This window comes from Agromyces humatus (assembly GCF_021228295.1).
GTDB classification, from domain to species: Bacteria; Actinomycetota; Actinomycetes; order Actinomycetales; family Microbacteriaceae; genus Agromyces; species Agromyces humatus.
Window position 1 is genome coordinate 82,568 of record NZ_JAJQPD010000011.1, and the last position, 20,893, is coordinate 103,460.

Annotated in this window: 14 protein-coding genes; 3 read left to right on the forward strand and 11 right to left on the reverse strand. The window is 70.1% G+C overall.

Features of this window, described 5'->3' with window-relative positions:
- The first annotated feature begins 6 nt into the window (after positions 1 to 6).
- Positions 7 to 1,500 carry an MFS transporter gene (locus LSF15_RS16620; protein ID WP_232499677.1) on the forward strand — a complete coding sequence of 498 codons (1,494 nt, stop codon included), beginning with the start codon at positions 7 to 9 and terminating at the stop codon, positions 1,498 to 1,500.
- A gap of 111 nt (positions 1,501 to 1,611) precedes the next feature.
- Here the strand turns inward: LSF15_RS16620 and LSF15_RS16625 are convergent, their stop codons facing one another.
- On the reverse strand, positions 1,612 to 2,652 hold the full coding sequence (locus LSF15_RS16625) for an AMP-binding protein (RefSeq protein WP_232499678.1): 1,041 nt from the start codon (positions 2,650 to 2,652) through the stop codon (positions 1,612 to 1,614).
- A gap of 352 nt (positions 2,653 to 3,004) precedes the next feature.
- Positions 3,005 to 3,958 carry a 1,4-dihydroxy-2-naphthoyl-CoA synthase gene (locus LSF15_RS16630; RefSeq protein ID WP_232499679.1) on the reverse strand — a complete coding sequence of 318 codons (954 nt, stop codon included), beginning with the start codon at positions 3,956 to 3,958 and terminating at the stop codon, positions 3,005 to 3,007.
- Positions 3,959 to 4,031: 73 nt separating this feature from the next.
- Here LSF15_RS16630 and LSF15_RS16635 point away from each other — a divergent pair, with 73 nt between their 5' ends.
- Positions 4,032 to 5,084 (forward strand): o-succinylbenzoate synthase, encoded by a 1,053-nt coding sequence (locus LSF15_RS16635; RefSeq protein ID WP_232499680.1) that lies wholly within the window; start codon positions 4,032 to 4,034, stop codon positions 5,082 to 5,084.
- Here the strand turns inward: LSF15_RS16635 and LSF15_RS16640 are convergent.
- Positions 5,033 to 5,875, reverse strand: a complete 843-nt coding sequence (locus tag LSF15_RS16640) for a CPBP family intramembrane glutamic endopeptidase (protein WP_232499681.1) — start codon at positions 5,873 to 5,875, stop codon at positions 5,033 to 5,035. The two genes, LSF15_RS16635 and LSF15_RS16640, sit on opposite strands and share 52 nt — an antisense overlap.
- Before the next feature lie 503 nt (positions 5,876 to 6,378).
- Between LSF15_RS16640 and LSF15_RS16645 the strand changes: the two genes are divergently transcribed.
- A complete protein-coding gene (locus LSF15_RS16645; protein WP_232499682.1) occupies positions 6,379 to 6,798 on the forward strand; it encodes a hypothetical protein in 420 nt (139 codons plus the stop codon).
- A gap of 205 nt (positions 6,799 to 7,003) precedes the next feature.
- On the opposite strand, the gene pulA is transcribed toward LSF15_RS16645, so the two are convergent.
- The 8 genes from pulA to LSF15_RS16685 all read right to left on the reverse strand — a co-directional run bounded on the left by pulA (position 7,004) and on the right by LSF15_RS16685 (position 20,779).
- Positions 7,004 to 13,081 carry a pullulanase-type alpha-1,6-glucosidase gene (pulA, locus tag LSF15_RS16650; protein ID WP_232499683.1) on the reverse strand — a complete coding sequence of 2,026 codons (6,078 nt, stop codon included), beginning with the start codon at positions 13,079 to 13,081 and terminating at the stop codon, positions 7,004 to 7,006.
- 232 nt (positions 13,082 to 13,313) lie between these two features.
- Positions 13,314 to 14,531 carry a ZIP family metal transporter gene (locus LSF15_RS19110; protein ID WP_232499684.1) on the reverse strand — a complete coding sequence of 406 codons (1,218 nt, stop codon included), beginning with the start codon at positions 14,529 to 14,531 and terminating at the stop codon, positions 13,314 to 13,316.
- On the reverse strand, positions 14,528 to 15,583 hold the full coding sequence (locus LSF15_RS16660) for a multicopper oxidase domain-containing protein (RefSeq protein ID WP_232499685.1): 1,056 nt from the start codon (positions 15,581 to 15,583) through the stop codon (positions 14,528 to 14,530). The genes LSF15_RS19110 and LSF15_RS16660 overlap by 4 nt, the downstream gene beginning before the upstream one ends.
- A 215-nt stretch (positions 15,584 to 15,798) precedes the next feature.
- On the reverse strand, positions 15,799 to 16,800 hold the full coding sequence (gene ccsB / locus LSF15_RS16665; RefSeq protein WP_232499686.1) for a c-type cytochrome biogenesis protein CcsB: 1,002 nt from the start codon (positions 16,798 to 16,800) through the stop codon (positions 15,799 to 15,801).
- A 91-nt stretch (positions 16,801 to 16,891) separates the two neighbouring features.
- Entirely contained in the window at positions 16,892 to 18,709 is a 1,818-nt protein-coding gene (resB, locus tag LSF15_RS16670; protein ID WP_269756568.1) for a cytochrome c biogenesis protein ResB, read from the reverse strand.
- Entirely contained in the window at positions 18,693 to 19,445 is a 753-nt protein-coding gene (locus tag LSF15_RS16675) for a cytochrome c biogenesis CcdA family protein (RefSeq protein ID WP_232499687.1), read from the reverse strand. The genes resB and LSF15_RS16675 overlap by 17 nt, the downstream gene beginning before the upstream one ends.
- Positions 19,446 to 19,478: 33 nt before the next feature.
- Positions 19,479 to 20,045, reverse strand: coding sequence for a TlpA family protein disulfide reductase (locus LSF15_RS16680; protein ID WP_232499688.1), 567 nt, complete (start codon positions 20,043 to 20,045; stop codon positions 19,479 to 19,481).
- A gap of 68 nt (positions 20,046 to 20,113) precedes the next feature.
- Positions 20,114 to 20,779 (reverse strand): histidine phosphatase family protein, encoded by a 666-nt coding sequence (locus LSF15_RS16685; RefSeq protein ID WP_232499689.1) that lies wholly within the window; start codon positions 20,777 to 20,779, stop codon positions 20,114 to 20,116.
- Between the last annotated feature and the right edge of the window lie 114 nt (positions 20,780 to 20,893).

A 20,893-nucleotide genomic window follows, 5' to 3' on the forward strand; every position in this document is an offset into this window, starting at 1 on the left:
ACGAGGATGACCACCATCCCGCGCCGAGGCCTCGCCATCGGCATCCTCCTGTTCGCCTCCTTCATGGACCTCCTCGACGTCACGATCGTGCAGGTGGCGCTGCCATCGATCGGCGCCGACCTCGGCGCCACCCAAGCGCAGCTCGAATGGATCGTCAGCGGGTACCTGCTCGCGTTCGCGGTCGCGCTGATCACAGGCGGCCGGCTCGGCGATCTGTTCGGCCGGCGCCGCGTGTTCCTCATCGGCATCGCCGGCTTCACGATCTCGTCGGCCGCGGCCGCCGCCGCCTGGTCGGGCGACGTGCTCGTCGCCACGCGCATCGCGCAGGGACTGTTCGCCGCGCTCATGGTGCCGCAGCTGCTCGCGTCGGTGCAGGCGCTCTTCACGCCGCGCGAGCGGGCACCGATGTACGGCCTCATCGGTGGCGTGGCCGGCATCGCGGCGGTCGCCGGGCCGGTGCTCGGCGGATGGCTCGTCGATGCCGACCTCTGGGGGCTGGGATGGCGCAGCGTGTTCCTCATCAACATTCCCGTCGGCATCGTCATCTTCGCGCTCGCCGCACGATTCGTACCCGAGACCCGCTCGTCGCGTCCGATGCGCCTCGACCTCGTCGGCGTCGTGCTGTTGAGCGCCACCGTGCTCGCGTTCATGGTGCCGCTCGTCGAGGGCCGCTCACTCGGCTGGCCGGCCTGGCTCTGGATCCCCGTGTGCGCCGGCGCGCTCCTGCTCGTGGTCTTCGTCGCGCACTCGCGCCGGCGCATGCGCCGCGACGGCTCGGCCCTGCTGCCGATGCCGCTCTTCGCCGACCGCGGCTTCTCGGCGGGCATCGTCACCCAGGCCGCCTTCCAGGGCGCGCTCAACGCGTTCACGCTGCCGTTCATCATCTACCTGCAGGTCGGGCTCGGCGTCGACGCCCTGACCGCCGGCCTCAACCTGCTCGCGTTCAGCCTCGGCGCGCTGGTCGGCACGGGAGCGGTCATCCCGCTCGTGGCGAAGGTCGGCAAGTACCTCGTCACGGCGGGTGCCGTGATCATGGCCGCCGGCGTGCTGTGGGTGCTCGCGATCGTCGCCGACACCGGCGCCGCGTTCACCGGCTGGGCGGCCGTCTGGCCGATGCTCGTGTCGGGCCTCGGGCTCGCGCTGCTCATCATCCCGCTCGTCGACGTCGCCCTCGCGACGGTGCCGGTCGCCGATGCAGGAGCGGCATCCGGGACATACAGCACGTTCCAGCAATTGGGAGCGGCATCCGGCGTCGCGATCTCGACGACCGTCTTCTTCTCGGTGGTCGGCGACGACTGGAGCCGCGAGCACATGCTCACCGCGCTGCAGGCCTCGGTGTGGGTCGCCGTGGCCGGCTTCGGCATCGCCGCGCTCGCGAGCCTGCTGCTGCCCCGGCGGGCGGCCGTGCAGGCGCACCTCGAGGAGGCGCGCCGACTCACCGAGGCCGAGGCTGACGAGGACGCCTCGGTCGACGTCGCCGAGGTGGCACCGGCCCCCTGACCCCGGATGCCTCGGGCCACGCCCGCGCGCCACTTCGGCGCCCTCCGCACCACTTCGGTTGGCGCGGAGGGCGTTGAAGTGGCGCGGAGGCGGAGGGCGGCCGCGTCGGAGTCAGCCGGCGGACGCCGCTGCGAGCGCCGCGATCGCGCGGCGGTCGGGCTTGCCCGAGGCGAGCATCGGCAGCCGGTCGACGACCACGAGTCGCACGGGCCGGGCGGCGGGGGCGAGGCCCGCGGCATCCGTCGCCGTTCGCAGCGCCTGCAGGGCGGATGCCTCGTCGCCCGCGTCACCCGCGATCGCGACCGCGGCGCGTTCGCCCCACTCGGGGTCGGGCGCCGCGACCACGACCGCGTCGGCGAATCCCGCGACCGCGCGCACCACGCGCTCGACCTCGCCGAGCACGACCTTCACGCCGCCCGAGACCATCACGTCGTCGGCGCGTCCGCGTACGCGCAGCCGCCCGTCGGCGGCGAGCTCGCCGAGGTCGCCGGTGACGTACCAACGGGTGCCGTCGCGGTCGGAGCGGAACGCCTCGGCCGTGCGCGCAGGATCGCCGAGGTATCCGTCGGCGAGGCTCGAGGATGCGAGTTCGATGCGCCCGTCGTCGAAGCGCAACCGCGTGTCGCCGATGGGAGTGCCGTCGTAGACGCATCCGCCCGCCGTCTCGCTCGAGCCGTAGGTGCGCACGATGCGCACGCCCGCCGCGGCGGCACGCTCGGCGATCGCGGGCGCGAGGGCCTGCCCGCCGACGAGCACGGCGTCGAACGACGTGAGCGCGGCCGCGATGAACGGGTCTCGCTCGGCCGCATCGAGCAGTCGCGCGAGCTGGGTCGGCACGAGTGAGGTGTAGTGCGGAACGTGCGGCAACAGCTGCGCGGATGTCGCGGCGAACGCCGACGGATCGAACCGCTCACCCGGCACCGTGAGGGTCGGGGTGCTCGCGACGAGGCCGCGCACGAGCACCTGCGCCCCCGCGATGTAGTGGCCCGGCAGCGCCAGCAGCCACTGGCCCGTGCCGCCGAGCGCGTCGTGGGTGGCGTCGGCGCTCGCGACCAGGGCGTCGGCCGACAGCGCGACTCGCTTGGGGGCGTCGGTCGAGCCGCTCGTCTCGACCACGAGCGCGATGCGGTCGTCGACCTCGACGGGGGTCACATTGCCTTCCGGGGGTGCATTCGTGCCGAATTCCGCCCCGATCGGGCCCTGTTCTGGCACGAAAGCACCCCCGGAACGAATGGTGGGGCCGGGGGCGGCGGGGGCGGGGGCGGCGGGGGCGGGGGTGGCGGCGGTGGGGAGGGGCCAGACGGCGGGGCCGCCGTCGAGCGCAGTCTCGAGTGCGCGGGTCAGTGCCGGGACATCCGACGCCGGGATTCGCAGCAGCGGCTTCATCGTGCCCGCCGCCCACGCGGGTTCGGAGGACTCTTGGAATATTGGAGGACACTCGTCAGGGTCGGCGTCCTCGCATCCCGCACACGTCCTCCGAGCCCGTGGAAGGTGAGCGGCACGGCTAGAAGTGCCACGGGTAGGGGCCCCAGTCGGGGTCGCGCTTCTCGAGGAACGCGTCGCGGCCCTCGACCGCCTCGTCGGTGCCGTAGGCCAGACGCGTGGCCTCGCCGGCGAACACCTGCTGCCCGACCATGCCGTCGTCGACCGCGTTGAACGCGAACTTCAGCATGCGGATCGCCGTGGGCGACTTCGTGAGGATGGTGCGGGCCATGGTGATCGCCTCGCGCTCGAGGTCGGCGTGCGCGACCACGCGGTTGACGGCGCCCATCTCGTAGGCGCGCTCGGCCGAGTACTCCTCGGCGAGGAAGAACACCTCGCGCGCGAACTTCTGCCCGATCTGGCGCGCGAAGTACGCCGACCCGTAGCCGGCGTCGAACGAGCCGACATCGGCGTCGGTCTGCTTGAACCGGCCGTGCTCGCGCGAGGCGATCGTGAGGTCGCACACGACGTGCAACGAGTGGCCTCCGCCGGCCGCCCACCCCGGCACGACCGCGATGACCACCTTCGGCATGAACCGGATGAGTCGCTGCACCTCGAGGATGTGCAGCCGGCCGACCGCAGCATGCCCGTGCGGGTCGGCGGTGCCGCCCGCCCCGTCGACGATCGCGGTCTCGGCGTCGGAGTACTTGTAGCCGTCACGACCGCGGATGCGCTGGTCGCCGCCCGAGCAGAACGCCCAGCCGCCGTCTTTCGCACTCGGGCCATTGCCGGTGAGCAGCACGACGCCGATGCGCGGGTTCGTGCGTGCGTCTTCGAGGGCGCGGTAGAGCTCGTCGACCGTGTGCGGGCGGAACGCGTTGCGCACGTCGGCCCGGTCGAACGCGATGCGCGCGATGCGCCCGTCGAGCGACTGGTGGTACGTGATGTCGCTGAAACCGCCGGATGACCCGGTGATGAGCGGCGCCGCGTCGGCCCACTCACTCGCATCGAACAGTTCGGACACGTCGGCAGCCATGCGTCAAGCCTATTGCGGGGACATCCGCGCGCCCGCCTGCGCGCAGCGCCGAACACGGTGCCACGATGGGGGCATGACCGACGCCAGCGCCGCCGCTCCCCCGCCGCCCGCCGCTCCCCTGCCGCCCCTCGATGAGCTGCTCGGCACTGCCCGGGTCGTGGCGCTGCCGCTCGTCACCCGGTTCCGCGGCATCGACGTGCGCGAGGCGATGCTGCTCGAGGGTCCAGAGGGCTGGACCGAGTTCTCGCCGTTCGCGGAGTACCCCGACGACGAGGCATCCGCCTGGCTCGCCGCGGCGATCGACTTCGGCTGGAACCCGACGCCGCCCATCCTGCGCGACCGCATTCCCGTGAACGCGACGATCCCCGCCGTCGATCCCGACAGCGTGGCGGCGGTGCTCGCCCGATTCCCCGGATGCCGTACGGCGAAAGTGAAGGTCGCGGCACGCGACCAGACCCTCGCACAGGATGTCGCCCGCGTTCGAGCCGTGCGCGAGGCGCTCGGCCCCGAGGGCCGCATCCGGGTCGACGCGAACGGCGGCTGGAACGTCGACGAGGCCGAGCACGCCATCCACGCGCTCGCCCCCTTCGACCTCGAGTACGTCGAGCAGCCCTGCGCGAGTGTCGCCGACCTGCTCGAGATCAGCATCCGCACGAAGTACATGGGCATCCCGATCGCCGCCGACGAGAGCGTCAGGCGAGCAGATGACCCGCTGGCGGTCGCCGAGGCCGACGCCGCCGACATCCTCGTGGTGAAGGCGCAGCCGCTCGGCGGCATCCGCCGGGTGCTCGAACTCGTCGATCGCACGGGGCTGCCGGTCGTGGTGTCGAGCGCGCTCGACACCAGCATCGGCCTCGCGATGGGTGCCCACCTGGCCGCGGCCTTGCCCTCGCTCGATTTCGATTGCGGGCTCGGCACCGCCTCGTTGCTGGCGGCGGATGTCTCGCACGCGCCGATCGCTCCCATCGACGGTGCCGTGGAGGTGCGCCGCGTGCTGCCCGACCCCGAGCTGCTCGACCGCTACGCGGCGACGCCCGAGCGCACCGACTGGTGGCTCGGGCGTCTCGGCCGCGCTTACGCCGTGCTCGCGAGCGGGCCTCGTGCGTCGGGCCGCCACGCGAAGTAGACGCCCGCGGCGAGCACGAAGATGACCGCCAGGCGCGCCACGCTCGCGAGCACCGAGGCGTCGGGCAGCAGGGTCAATGAGACGTTGGACGTGAAGTGGAGCAGGATCGCCGCCCACACCCCTCCTCCGAGGCGTTCACTGACGAACAGGTAGATCAGGCAGAGGGGCACGAACGAGATCGCGAAGCCGAGGGACTCGAGCGTGAAGAAGCCCATGTAAGCCTGCGCGGTGCCCGGCAGGAAGAACAGCGGGATGTGCCAGACCCACCACGCGACGCCGAGCACGGCGGAGGTCGCGAGCAGGCCGAGCGAACGTCGCAGCCGCGGCTGGGCGTAGCCGCGCCATCCGAACTCCTCGGCGAGCGGGCCCGCGATGAGGAACGTCACGATGAACATGCCCGCGCCGCCGAGGCTCGCCACGACGTCGGGCACGTCGGCGATGCTGGCGGCGAGGGCCTCTGGGGCCACGATCAGGCCGGCCAGCACCGCCGGCGCCGCACCGAGGACCAGCGCCGCCGGCACCCAGAGCCACGGAGCCGACACCGGGTACCGGCGTTCACTGCGCGGCAGCCGCCGCGTGCGTGTGAGGTACAGGATCAGTGCGGCCATTGATGGGCCGGAGGTCGCGACGGCGAAGATCGCGAGCGAACCTCCCGCGGTCACGTCGCCGCCCATCCAGGCCAGAAGGAGCCACAGCGACCCGCTGATGATCGCGGTCAAGCCCGCGAACAGCAACAGGTCGATGCGATTCCGTGTCGAGGCTGGGGAGTCGGTCATGCGAGCCGAGGTCATGACGGAACACTACGCACGACGCCGACCTCCCGGCATCACCCCAGGGAGCCGTCCGCACCAGTACTCGGGTACCGGTGCCAACGTGCCGTGGCCGGGTGGCACAACGCAGGATCTGCGGTTCGGCACGCGACGCCACAGCTGTCCCGGCGCTGTGATCCTGCGCTGTGCGGTAGGTCGACGGGGAAGGTGGCTCGGCGACTCTGGGTCTGCCCTGAATCCGCGGTGCCCAAGTGCCCAAGTGCCCAAGTGCCCAAGTGCCCAAGTGCCCAAGCGCCCAAGCACCCAAGCACCCAAGCGCCGAAGAGCCGCAGGGCGGCAGGGAATCCAGGCGCCGGTCGAGCGGCGGTCCGAGAAGACCCCTGATCTGGGGCGCTGCCACAGGGCGGAATATCCGATAGTCAGGGTAAGCACGGATACTGCGCGTCGACGAAGACGCGACCTTTGGGAGCGTGCGCGCACCGACCCGGTCGCGCACATTTGATCACCCATCCGGAGGAATCCACATGTTCAAGCGAACCCTGATCAACATCGGAGCGGGCGCCGCGCTCGCCGCCGCCGCGGTGCTCGGCACCGGTGCGGCCGCGTACGCCCACGAGTGTTACAACGCCAACCGTTCGGAGAAGGGCAACGCGGGCGCCTCGAACTCGCAGACCTGGCTGACGGTGCACGTCGACGAGCTCACGGCCGGCCTGTCCGAGGCCGACGCGGAGTGCGTGCTCGACGCGTACGCGGCGACCGGCGCACCCTCGTCGTTCACGATCAAGATCAAGGGCGCGAACGGCTCGGGCGGCACGATCGGCGCCAACAACCCGAACCGTGACGTCAAGGCCGCCGACGGCAAGGGCATCGACGAGATCTTCGCCGCACACGGCGCCGACATCGCCGGCAGCTTCGGGGTCTGCGGCGTCGAGCTTCCCTTCTGAGTGAATCTCGATCCGACGTCGGTCGAGTAGCGCCGTCGGTCGAGTAGCGCCGTCGGTCGAGTAGCGCCGTCGGTCGAGTAGCGCCACCGAGGCGACGCGTATCGAGACCCCACGCGAAGGCGGCGGGGTCTCGATACGGTCGCTGCGCGACCTACTCGACCGACGGACGGTCGCTGCGCGACCTGCTCGACCGGCGAGGCGGCCGCTACCAGAGGATGAGCGGCACCGGCATCGACGCCGAGTCGGCGAACCCGTCGCCCCCGTCGAACGTCGTGCGGATCAGGTGCACGCCGGCCGGCAGCTTCGGCAGCTTGACCTTGAAGACCCCCGTCGCGTCGGCGGTGACCTCGGCGGTCGCCAGCACGGTGTCGCCCTCGAGCACCGTGATCGTGCCGACCGGCGCGCTGCCGTCGAGCGCGACGACCGAGCCGAAGACGTGCACGGCCGAGCCGGCCTTGGCGAGCACCTTGTTCGGCGCGGCGACGGTGACGGTCGCGACCGCGGGCGGCGGCTGCTCGTCGACCAGCACCGCCGCAGTCCGCGCGGGCACGGTGACCGACCCGGTCGCGGCATCCCAAGCCGTCGTCTTGACGACGTCGTCGGCGCCGTTCGCCTGCGCGGCAGCCAACTCGAACGACCGGCCCGCGAGCCCGTCGACCTGCTCGGTCACCGCAGACGGCGAGGCGTTGAACACGACGAGCGCACCCTCGAGCTCGGGGTCGACGTCGTCGCCCACCAGGTCGTCGATGAGCATCGTGATGAGCCCGGGCGTCGCGTCGGCGCCGCCGTTCGGGAACGTCACCTTCTCATCGATCAACGCAGCAGAGCCGAGCTGCAGCAGGTCGACCTCGTTGCGCACACGGAGCAGGTCGAGGGCGGATGCCTCGGCCGCGGCGATGTCGGCAGCGGCCGGCTTCAGTGCGGGGTCGGCGAGCAGCGGCGCCATCTCGTCCCAGAAGTCGCCGTTGTCGGCTGCGGGCGGCAGGCCCGAACCGAAGGTCGACTCCTGGCCGGTCCAGTCGATGCGGTTGAACCAGTCACCCGAGTTGTAGCTGTTGCGGTCGAGCGACTTCGACCGCAGCAGCTCGGTGCCCGCGTGCCAGAACGACGGCGTCTGCGCGAGGGTCGCGGTCGCGAGCGACAGCGTGTTCATGCGCACCCGGTCGGCCATCGACGTGTCGGCCGGCAGCTTGAGCACGCCGTGGTCGAAGAGCGTCTCGTTGTCGTGCGCGTCGACGTACGTGACGATCTCGTCAGGCTGGTCGGCGTAGCCGGCCGGCGAGCCGCGGTAGTCGAGCTGATCGCCGCGAACGACCTCACCCGAGGCATCCGTCAGCTCGTAGGCACGCAGGTTGCCGGCGAGGCCGAGCTTCACGAGATCGGTCTGGTGCGCGAGGTCGGCGAGCTGCTCCTCGGCCGTGCCGTCGGCGTAGGCGTTCGGGTCGGTGCCGAGGCCGGTGCCGAAGCCCTGGTCGAACTTCGTGTCGGCCGCGACAGGGCTGCCGCCGTGCACGGCGTCGCGCAGCCGGTCGCTGAACGTGCCGATGCCGGTGCCTCCGAGCTGTCCCTGGGTGGCCTGCTCGAAGAGGGCGTTGTTCGCGACCTCGCCGAAGTTCCAGCCCTCGCCGTACACGTAGACGGATGACCCGTCGACACCGTCGTTCTCGAGCGTGAGCTCGTCGAGCGCGGCTCGCACGGCGAGCATGTTCGCCTTCGAGTGGTGGCCCATGAGGTCGAAGCGGAACCCGTCGACCTTGTACTCCTTCGCCCACAGCACGACCGAGTCGACCATGAGCTTCTGGGCGACCTCGTGCTCGGTGGCGATGTTCTGGCAGCACGTCGAGGTCTCGACGTTGCCCACCGAGTTCAGGCGCTGGTAATACCCGGGCACCACCTTGTCGAGCACCGACTTCTCACCCTGACCCGATGCCGCGGTGTGGTTGTACACCTTGTCGAGCACGACCTGCAGGCCCGTCGCGTGCAGCGCGCCGACCATCTCGCGGAACTCGCCCACACGGGCGGCGCCGTTCGGGTCGACCGCGTAGGAGCCCTCGGGCGCCTGGAAGTGGTACGGGTCGTAGCCCCAGTTGAAGCCGTCGAGGTCGCGGATCGACTCGAGGCACGCCTGCTGGTCGGGCGACGCCGGTCCGAACGACGCGAGGTCGCACTCCGGGGTCGCCTGGGCCGCACGGTTCTCTTCGATCGTCGCGATGTCGAACGTCGGCAGCAGGTGCACCGTGTTGATGCCCGCCTCGGCGAGCTCGTCGAGCTGCGCCGTGCCGGCCGAGTCGCGGGTGAAGGCACGGTAGGTGCCGCGCTCGGCCTCTGGCACGGTCTCGTCGGTGATCGAGAAGTCGCGCACGTGCAGCTCGTAGATCGCCCGGTCGACCGGGCGCTCGACGACGGGCGCAGGCGTCTCGGACCACTGCTCGGGCGTGATCGACGGGTCGTCGAGGTCGACGACGACCGAGCGTGCCGAGTTCGTCGTCAGTGCGATCGAGTACGGGTCGGTCACCGAGTTCGTCTCGATCGCCCCGGTGGTCGGCGCGTAGACGGCGAGCGACCAGCGGTACTCGTCGCCGGCGGCGAGGCCGTCGACGCTCCAGGTTCCGTCAGCGGCGTCGAACGTCGCGTCGATCAGCTCGGGATCGCCCGCAGCGCCGGCACCCCATCGCTGGAGTGCGGCCGACTGCGCGGTCGGCGCCCACAGTGCGAGGCTCGCGACGTCGCCGTCCCACGTGACGCCGAGCGGCACGGATGCCACTGCTTCGGCATAGAGGTCGTCGAGCACCCCCGGCACCTGGATTCCGGTGAATGCGGTCAACACGCTGGTTGAGCCTGTCGAAACCCGCTGGGCGACCGCGAGCTGCTCGGTGAGCAGTTGCTGCATCGCAGCGCGGTCGGCGCCAACCGGGTGCAGGGCGATGAAGCCCTCGAGCTGCGGGAACTTCGCGAGTTGCGCATCGGTGAGCCCTGCGGGGTCGTACGCGAGTTCGACCGCGTCGTCGCCGCCGGTGACGGCGCCCTCGCTCACCGCAAGCGATGCGTCTGCGGAGTGCTCGAGCGTCCAGGTCGTGTCGGCGGCGGAAGCACCGCCGAGCAGCTCGGCCGGCCAGGCGAGCGTGTCTTCACTCACCCAGTGCGCGCGCGACTGGCCCGAGCCCGCGAGCGGCGGGTCGGTGACGATGATCTCGAGCACGTGCGTGGCCAGCGTGTAGCGGAACTCGACGAGCTTGCCCGTCGTCGCCGTGAAGGTGTAGTTCGCGCCGCCGGGTGCGCCGCCGACGCCGTAGTTCTCGTCCCACGACCCGCCGTGCGCGACCTTCACCTCATATGCGCCGTCGGGAATGGACGAGGTCGACCAGGTGTAGACACCGTCCTTGTCGCCGTCCTGCATGAGCGACGCGAGGCATTCGGGCTGCCAGTCGCCAGGGCATCCGACCTCTTGCTGGAAGCTGCCGGGCAGCGTCACCGTGGGGCCCTCGGCGGTTGACGAGACCACCTTGGTGTTCGGGTTCCAGTAGAACGTGACGGGCTTGGTGCCGTCGGTCGAGTAGGCGATGTCGGAGCCGTTCTGCTCGCCGTTCGCGCCGTAGTTGAGGTCCCAGCTGCCGTTGAGCGCGACCTTGTAGGCGTAGTCGCCCGCGGGAACGTCGAAGGTGCCGGCGTAGATGCCGTCGGCGCGCAGCGTGAGCTTCGCGACCTCGCAGCCGGGGGCCCAGTCACCCGCGCACCCCATCTCGGAATTGTGCGAGCCGGGCACGGTCACGAGGTCGATCGGCTGCTCGGGCTCCTCCTCCTCGACGAGGTTGACGGCGTTGCCGACGCTCGCGTACGTGCTCGCCGCCGAGCGGTTTCCGGCCGCGTCGGTCGACACCGCGCGGTATTCGACGAGCGTGCCGTTCGCGAGGCCGGCGGTGTCGTGGAAGACGCGCGGGCTCGTGTCTTCGGCGGTGCCGAGCGCGTGCCAGGCGTCGTCGCCCGTTGCGCCCGCGACACGCCATGCGAAGCTCGTCTCCTGCCAGGTCGCGTCGTCGACGTCGGCGACGACGGGCGCGACGCCGGTCACGCCGGCGCCCGCTGCGGGCGCCGCGACCGTGATGGCGGATGCCGCGTCGGGTGCGCTCACCGTGCGGTCGGCCTTCAGCACCACGGCGCCGAGCGCCGGTACCGTGACGGATGCCACGCCGTCGGCGTCGGCCGTCACGCCCGGGCCGTCGGATCCGGCGGAGCGGTAGAGCACGTCGAACACGCCACCCTTGGTGAGGGTGGACACGTCGACCGTCTTCTCGGCACTCGAGTTGTTCGCGGCGACCACGTACTCGACCCGCTCGCTGCGGTCGACGCGGCTGAACGCGTAGACGCCCGCACCGTTGTCGACGTAGCGCTCGATCTGGGCACCGGTCGCGAGCGCCGGGTGCGCGGCACGCAGCGCGGCGAGCTCCGCGATGTGGGCGTAGAGCGGGGCGTCGGTGCCGAAGCGGTCGACGCTGCCCGCGGTCTCGCCGGTGACGAGCTCCTGGTTCTGGTAGTCGGCGACGTCGCTCGCGAAGAGGGTCTGGCGGGCGTCCTTGTCTCCACCGCTGCCGGCGAAGCCCTGCTCGTCGCCGTAGTAGACGACGGGCTGCCCGCGCGTGAGGAAGAGCAGCTCGTGCGCGAGCTCATCACGCTGCAACGGGGCATCCGTCGACTTCAGGAAGTAGCCGACGCGACCCATGTCGTGGTTGCCGAGGAACGTGGGCAGCGCCGTGGCCGACGAGTCGGGCGTCGTGTAGTAGTCGTCGCCCGCGAAGAGGGACTGCAGGTTCTTCGCCGAGTTGCCGGCGGCGAAGCTGACCGCCTGCGACTGGAACGTGAAGTCGAGCACCGAGTTCATGTCGGTCTTGCGCACGTAGGGGCTCAGCTTCACCGGGTCGGCGTCGTACACCTCGCCGAACATGAAGAAGTCCGGCTTGCCGGCCGCGTGCGCGTAGTCGAGCACGTCGGTCGACCACTGCTCCCAGAACTCGAAGTTCACGTGCTTGGCGGTGTCGATGCGGAACCCGTCGATGCCGAGGTCGATCCACTGCTGGTACACGTCGACGAAGCCGTTCACGACGGTCGGGTGCTCGGTCATGAGGTCGTCGAGGCCGACGAAGTCGCCGAACGTGACCGACTCGCCCTCCCACGTCGAGTCGCCGCGGTTGTGGTACAGCGTCGGGTCGTTGAGCCAGGCCGGCACCTTGAGGTCGGCGTCCTCGGGGGTCACCGTCGGCGTGTAGGGGAAGCTCGTCGCCGGGTCGAGAGCCGGGAAGTCGGCGCCGGTGTCGGCATCCGCGAAGTCGGCCGGGTCGAACTCGGCGCCGTCGGCATCGAGGTACGGCGACGTCGACTGGTCGATGTACGAGTACTGGCCCTCTTCGTAGTCGATGACGTCGGCGGTGTGGTTCGTGATGATGTCGAAGTAGACCTTGATGCCCTTGGCGTGCGCCTCGGCGATGAGCGCCTCGAGCTCGGCGTTCGTGCCGAGGTGCGGGTCGATCTGGGTGAAGTCGGTGATCCAGTACCCGTGGTACCCAGCGCTCGCGTTCGCGCCCTCGCCCTGCACGGGGCGGTTCTTGAAGCTCGGGGTGAGCCAGATCGCCGTGGTGCCGAGCCCGTCGATGTAGTCGAGCTGCTCGCGCAGGCCCGCGAGGTCGCCGCCGTTGTAGAAGCCCTTGTCCGTGGGGTCGAAGCCCGTTGCGAGCCGGTCGCCGGTGAGCCCGCCCTCGTCGTTGGCGGTGTCGCCGTTCGCGAAGCGGTCGGTCATGACGAAGTAGAACACCTCGTCGCTGCCGGGCTGGCGCACCGGGTCGGCGACGAGCGCGGCGTCGGATGCCTCGTCATAGGCGCCCGCGAGCCCGGTGGCCTCGAGGCCGACGCGCTTCAGGTTGTCGTCGAACACGACGCGCACGGGGGTATCGCCCGCGACCGTCAGCGGGATGTTGTCGCCGCCGCCGTTCAGCCCATACGCCTCGTCCCACGAGTCGTTCACGGCGACCTTGTACTCGTGGCTGCCCGCCGGCACCGTGAATTCGGCGGCGTAGACGCCCGGAGTGCCGGTCGCGATGAGTTCGGTCTCGGCGCATTCGGGCTGCCAGTCGGCGGAGCATCCGAGCTCCTGCTGCAGGCTGCCCACGAGCGCGAATGTACGCGGCTCCTCGGCCGCGGCCGCGAGGCCCGGCATCACGATCAGGGCCGATGCGGCGACCACCCCTGAGACCACCAGTGCGAACCAACTCCGAGCGCGCGCGCGAACTGTCATCTTTGACTCCCGATTCCCGGCACGACTCCGTGCCTCCGACACTGTTCGCGAAGGTAGCAGTGTCGCGGGAGTTAATGCAAGCGCTTACACGTCTGGGAATCTTCGATCGCTCGCTCACGGGGTCACCGCATGATCAAGCAGGACTCGGCCTTTGACGCATTGGAAGCGCTGTCATTTCGTGGCCCTCGTCCGGGGTGCTTCGAGCCTCACGCCGATCTGGCGACGGTGAGACTCAGGCGACGATGAGCAGGCCGGTGACGAACATGAACACGACCCCGCCGATGATGCCCACCACGGTGATCGGCGTCAGCACGCGGCCGGTGTCGCTGCGCAGCATCGGGAGCAACTTCACGGCGACCTGTCCGACGGCACCCGCGCCGACGCCGAGCAGGAGGGCGGCGAGGGTGGGCTGATTGACGGATGCCCCGACGAGGGCCCCGACGATCGCCGGAGCACCGGCGATGAGCCCGAGGACGGCGAGGCGGCCGAGCCGAGGCCGGGTGCGTGCGAGCGGGGTGACGATCGCGAGTCCTTCGGTCGTGTTGTGGATGGCGAAACCGATGACCAGGGATGCCCCGAGCGCGAGGGATCCGACCGCATACGCGGACCCGATGGCCAGGCCCTCGCCGAGGTTGTGCAGGCCGATTCCGATCGCGATCATGAGCGCGAACATCTGCGGGGAGGGCTCGGCTGCGTCGCCCCGATCACGGCGTCGTCGCAGGGCGAGCCCCTCGACGCCTTCGAGCACGAGGAAGGCGATGACCGCCCCCAGCAGCACGACGAGACTCCCCCCGAAGGCCGCGCTGCCGGCAACCAGTTCGAGTCCTTCGAGCGTGGCATCGACGGTCAGGTACACGAGCAGGCCGACCGTGAATGCGAGCAGCCCTCGCACCCACACGCGCGACGCGCGACGCACGAACGGCAACCACAGCATGCCGAGGCCGATCGGGATGACCCCGACGTAGATCCCGAGGAGCACCATCAGACCGAAGAACTGCGCACCCTGCTCGGGGCTCGGTGCGGCGACGACGTCGACGGTGACCTTGCCGCCGGCCGAGGTGATGAGGGCGATCTCGTACGGGTCGCCCTGCACCCAGTCGTAGCCGACCGTGATCGTGTTCGGTTGGAGGGGCGCCATCTGCTCGGTGGTCTGCGTGAACTGCGCGAAGAAGTCCGACACGTTCACCTGCGCGACGGTCACGGGGTCGACCCCCTCGTTGCGAACCGCGACGATGATGCGGCCGGGCTCGAATCGGACGTTCTCGATCGCCACCGCCTCCTCGGGCACGCGTGCCCCGCTGCCCGTGAGGCCGGGTGCGTTCAGGAGCGTGAAGAGTCCGATGAGGAGCGCGATGAGCGCCAGCGGCCCCACCCCGAGCAGCCACCGGGGAGCCCGGCCTGCACGCGATTCGTCGTGCTGGGGCGACGTCGTCTCGGGGGTGGTCGTCACTCGGTCACCTCGAAGAAGCCCATCCAGCCGAGCTCGGCGAACTCGACCTTGTGCGCGTGGAACATGTACTTGCCCGGGTACGGGAAGCGGATGTCGAGGATGCCGCGCTGTCCCTGCATCTGCGAGACGGTGTCGGTGTACTCGCTCGGGGTGAGCATGGTGCCGGTCGGGTAGTAGTGGAAGAAGTTGGCATGCACGTGGAACGAGTTGATGGGGTCGTACTCGAGCACGTTGATCAGGTGGATGCGCACCAGCGCGTTGCGCTTCACCTGCACGGGGTGATCCATGAAGTGGAACGGCAGGCCGTTGACGGAATAGAACTCGTTGTCGTCGCCGCCATCGGTGTTGTACCCGTTCATCACCATCACCATCTCGTCGTCGGCCGGCCCGCGCCCGCTCTTCGGCTCGATGATGAACCCGCCGTAGAGGCCCTTCGCGATGTGCGGGGCCAACGGCGACTGGTGGCAGTGGTAGAGATGCGTGCCGAACGGAACGGCATCGAACTCGTAGGTGAACGAGGCGCCCGGCAGGATCGACCCACCGCCGATCCCCGGCGTCCCGTCCATCTCGGCGGTGTGGATTCCGTGGAAGTGGATCGTGTGCGGGTGCGCTCCCGCGTTGGTGAATTCGATGCGCAGCGCGTCGCCCTCGCGACACCACAGCGTCGGCCCCGGAATGCGCCCGTTGTAGGTCCAGGCCGGGAAGGTCACGCCGGGTGCGATCTCGATGTCGCGGTCGATCGCCGTGATCTTCCACTCGCGCAGGACCTGTCCGCTCGGCAACGTGCTCACGGTGCCGGTGTCGAAGTCGCGCAGGATCGCCGTCGGGTCGATCCCCGCGCGCTCGGGAGGCACCGAGCCGGTCGGGAAGCCCGCGTGCCCGACATGGTTCGTCGCCGTCGCTTTCGTCGCACCCGACGAGACGTGGTCGCCACCGCTCGGGTGCGCTGCGTCGTCGTGCGGCCACGGTGCCGCGGCGGTGCCGAGCACGGCGGCGGGGATGGCGGCCGCCGCGCCCAACAGGACGTTGCGGCGACTGGGGAGTTCGACCATGAAGACCTCCGTCCGACTGGTCTCCTTCGACCCTTCCCAGTATATTTAGGGATACCTAAATATTCAATGGCCGTGATCGGATGTCACCGCAACCGAGACGCGTCATCGCAGGCGATTCGGCGCACGAGTGCCGAATCGGTCAGGCCCCGAGGGCACTCTCGCGCCGATTCGGCACTCCGGCGCGGCGCGGCGCGGCGCGAGCGAGAGGGCGCGCGTCAGAGTCCGGAGTACGCGTGCAATCCCTTGAAGAACAGGTTGACGACCGTGAAGTTGAACAGCACCGTCGAGAAGCCGATGATCGAGAGCCAGGCCGACCGAGAGCCTCGCCATCCGCGCGTCGCGCGCGCGTGGATGTACCCGGCGTAGACCACCCAGATGATGAAGGTCCACACCTCCTTGGTGTCCCAGCCCCAGTACCGGCCCCACGCCTTCTCAGCCCAGATCGCGCCGGCCATCAGGGTGAACGTCCACATGATGAAGCCGATGATGTTCACCCGGTAGGCGAGGTTCTCGAGCGTGGCCGCGCTCGGCAGCGTCGCGAGGAACGTCAGCTTGGCCGCCTTGGCGCTCGCGACCACCGACTCGCGTCGCGCCTGCAGCAGCTGCACGACCGAGAGCGCGAACCCGAGCGCGAAGAAGCCGACCGACGCCGACGCCACGAACACGTGGATGACGAGCCACACCGACTGCAGCGCCGGCGGCAGCGGAATGGGGCTCACGTAGAAGTTGATCGTCGCGACGCCGAGCAGCACGAGCACGAGCCCGGTGACGAACGTGCCGAGGAACCGCAGGTCGTGCTTCGAGATGAGCAGCACCGCGAGGAACACGGTCGTGATGATGAGCGTGCCCGTGAGCGCGAACTCGTACATGTTGGCCCACGGCACGCGCCCGGCCGCGAGGCCGCGCAGCACGGTCGCGGTGAGGTGCAGCGCCCACGCGAGTATCGTCATGGCGACGCCGACGCGCAGCGCCGGCGAACGCCCGTAAGCGACGGATGCCCCTCCGTCGGCCTTCGCCGCAGCGGCACCGCCGCGCCCGGCGGACGCGCCGACAGCTGCCCCGACCGCGACCTTCGCCTCGGCGCGAGCCGAGGCATCCGCTGCCGCCGTCACGGCAGCCCCCCGCCGCGCGAGGTCGATCGCGAAGGCGATGAAGGCGATCGCGTACACGACCATCGCCGAGTACACGCTGAGGATCGAGATCTCGTCGAGCGTCATCTGCACCGTTCTACCTTACGTCGAAGAATTCGTGGGGTGAGTGGGTTGAGGAGCGACTGAGGCGGTTTCGAGACGGCGCTGGCGCGCCTCCTCAACCGACACGAGGCCCCGCGTGCGCGTCGGCGAACGCCGTCACGGCGTCTTCGAGGCCGGGGTCCTCGCCGCGGGCGAGTCCGGCGTACTCGAGCACGACGGTGCCGTCGGGCCGCTTCGCGGCCTTGACCCACATGCGCCGGCGCGGCACGAACAGCGACACGAGCAGCCCGCCGAGGATGAGCACTGCGAACACGAGCACCCAGATCTGGGTGGGGTCGTGGTGGATGTCGAAGCTCGCGAAGCGCGGCACGCTCTGCGCGTAGTCGCCCTCGCCGGCATCGGGATCGGCATGTTCGAACGTCACCGTGCCGAGCCCGTTCGGCAGCTCGGCGCTCTCGCCGGGCTTCAGCTCGATCGAGTCGACTCCGGTGTCGCCGCCGGTCAGCTGCTCCATGCCCGAGGGGTCGAGCGTGTACACCGAGGTCGGAGTGCCGCCGTCGATGCCGAGATCGCCCTGGTACACGTTGAGCGTGAGCACCGGCAGGATCAGGTCGGGATAACTGGACGTGTACGCGCCCGAGGTGAGCTGCGTCTGCGTCGGGTAGAAGAAGCCGACCATTCCGAGCTGCTCGGGCATTCCGTCGGGCACCTTCACCACGCCGATCGACGTGAGGTTCGCGTCCTGCGGCAGGAACGGCACCGAATCGGTGAACACCACGTCGCCGTCGGCGTTCGTCACGGTGATCGTCGGCGCGTAGCCGTTGCCGAGCAGGTAGACGTCGGTGCCGTACGTGTAGAGCGGCTCGTTGACCTTGACCGTGGCGTCCTGCGCCTCGGCGCCCTGGCCCTCGACGGAGACGTGCGCCGTGAAGTCGATCGGCTGGCCGAGCGCGTCGGCGTTCTGCGTCTCGTAGACCGCATCGAGGCGCTCGAGCGACAGGCGATACGGCTGCAGCGAGGTGTCGTTGAAGAAGCGGCCGGGATTGAACGAGTCGAACGACGCGAGCGTGTTGACGAAGGTCTGCCCCTCGACGATCACGCGCTGGCCCGAGAAGCCGAATCCCCCGCCGAACCCGACCGCCACGAGCACGCCGAGCAGGGCCGTGTGGAACACCAGGTTGCCGGTCTCACGCAGGTAGCCGCGTTCGGCCGAGACGGATGCCTCGCCGCGCAGCTCGTATCGTTCGACCCGGTAGCCCGCCTTGCGCAGCTGCACGGCCGCCGCGTCGATGGCTTCCTCCGCCGCAGCCTCCGCCGATCGAGGAGCGAGCGACGAAGGAGCACCCTCCTCCGCTGATCGAGGAGCGAGCGACGAAGGAGCACCCTCCTCCGCTGATCGAGGAGCGAGCGACGAAGGAGCACGCGTCTCGAGATCCGCCGCCGCGGGCAACTCCCGCTCGGTGTACCCCGCGAGTCGCGACAGTCGCGCGGGCGTGCGCGGAGGACGGGCCCGCAGCGCCTCGAGATGATGCTTCGTGCGCGGGATGACGCAGCCGATGAGCGACACGAACAGCAGCAGGTACACCGCCGAGAACCACGCCGACGTGTAGACGTCGAACATCTGGAACCCGTCGAGGATGGGCGCCAGCGTGGGGTTGTCGCTGAAGTACTGCGTGACCCCGTTGGGGTCGCTCGACCGCTGCGGCACGAGCGAACCCGGCACCGCCGCGATCGCGAGCAGCAGCAGCAGCAGCAGCGCGGTGCGCATGCTCGTGAGCTGCCGCCACCCGAATCGCATCCAGCCGACGAAGCCGAGCTTGGGTTGGGTGACGGAGCCGTCCGGTCGAACGGATGCCTCGTCGGGGACGGGCTCGGCCGAATCGATGTGGTCGGCGGGGCGAGAGAGTTCGCCGGGGTCAGATCGCGGGGACAAAACCGGTGATCACCGCCTGCAGTTCGTACATCCAGATGCTCCAGATTCCCGAGACCATGAGCACGCCGATCACGATGAGCAGCGTGCCGCCGGCGATGTTGATCGCGCGGATGTGCCGGCGCATGAACGTCAGCGACCCGGTCACCCAGCCGAAGCCGGCGGCCACGAGCAGGAACGGGATGCCGAGGCCGATGCAGTACAGCAATCCGAGCAGCACGCCGCGCCCTGCCGAAGCCGAGTCGGCGCTGAGGGCGAGCACCACCGCGAGGGTCGGGCCGATGCACGGGGTCCAGCCGACGCCGAACACGATGCCGAGCAGCGGTGCCCCCGCGATGCCGGTGGCCGGGCGCCAGCTCGGCTTGATCGTGCGCTGCATGAAGCTGAACTGCCCGATGAACACGAGCCCCATGACGATGAGCAGCGCGCCGGCGACCCGCACGATCACGTCGGAGTACTGCAGCAGCCACGCCCCGGCGACGCCGGCGACGAGGTTGAACGTCACGAACACGAGCGTGAACCCGGCGATGAACAGCAGCACGCCGAGCAGCAGCCGGCGGCGGTTGCGCCGCTCTTCGGCAGCGTCGGCCGATGCGTCGGTGAACCCGCCGAGATACCCGAGATAGCCCGGCACGAGCGGGAGCACGCACGGCGACAGGAACGACACGACGCCCGCGGCGAGCGCGATCGGCATCGCCGCGAGCAGTTGCCCGTTCAGCACCACCTCGCCGACGCCCATGTGTTCCGTTCTCTGCTCGCTGCGACCGCGCCGCTATGCCTGCTCGGCGAGCAGGTCGGAGATGATCGAGTCGAGGATCGACGCCTCCTCGAGCTGGCCGAGCACGCGCGCGGCGACCCTGCCCTCTTGATCGAGCACGATCGTGGTCGGCACGGCAGCGGGCGGCACCGGTCCGGCGAACGCGAGCTGCACCGCCCCCTCGCTGACATCGAGGATCGACGGATACGTCACGCCGTAGTCCTCCTCGAACGACGCCGCGGTGCCCGCCTGGTCGCGCACGTTCACGCCGACGAAGCTCACCTCGTCGCGACCCGTGCCCTCGTAGACCTGCTCGAGGATCGGCGCCTCGACACGGCACGGCGCGCACCCCGCGTACCAGAAGTTGACGACCTGCACCTGCCCCGCGACATCCGCCGAATCGTAGCTGTCGCCATCGACGGTCTCGCCCGCGAACTCGATCGGCTCGCCGCGGTCGTCGGCTGCGTACACCGAGATCGTGCCGTCGCCCGCGATGTAGTTCTTGCCGCTGCCCTCGCGGAACTGCTCGGCGAGCGGATCGCTCGTGCACCCCGTGAGCAGCAGCACGGATGCCGCAACCACCGCTGCCGCTCTGCGGGTTGAGGAGGCGCGCCAGCGCCGTCTCGAAACCAGCGTCTCGAAACCCATGCTCACACCGCTCCCAGATCTATCGCCTGCGCGGCGAATCCCGCCGCCGGGTTCGTGTAGCCGACCTCGACGAACCGCCGCCCGCTCGCCGAGCCCGCCGCCGTCTGCACCTCGAGCGTCGTGATGCTCGACAGTGCGCAGCGCCGGCGCCGCGGGTCGTGCGACAGCGACTTGCCGGCGAGGTGCCGGTGCGTCGTCCAGATCGGCAGCTGGTGGCTGACGATCACGACGTCGCCCTCGTCGACCGACGACCAGGCGTCCTCGATCGCGGCCATCATGCGGTCGGCGATCGACCGGAACGGCTCGCCCCAGCTCGGTTCCCACGGGTTCACGAGCAGACCCCAGTTGCGGATGTCGCGAAGCGCGCCGCCCGGACCGCGCATGCGCTTGCCCTCGAAAAGGTTCTCGGGTTCGATGACCCGGTCGTCGAGGGTCGGCTCGAGCTCGAACGCCGTGGCGATCGGCTCGGCCGACTGCTGCGTGCGCTGCAACGGCGACGAGACCAACGCGGCGACCGGGCGCCCGCGCGCCACGAGGTCGTCGGCGGCGGCCTTCGCCATCATGCGGCCGAGGTCGCTGAGTCCGTAGCCCGGTAGTCGACCGTAGAGCACGCCCTGGGGGTTGAACACCTCGCCATGGCGCACGAGATGGATCTGCTCGGCCGGCACGGGTTCCAGTCTAGAGAGCCGTTCCCTCTGAATCCGCCGAGTGAGAGCGGGTTGAGGAGGGAGCGCAGCGACCGTCCCGAAACCCAGGGTCCCTCCTTCGTCGGGCTCCTCAAC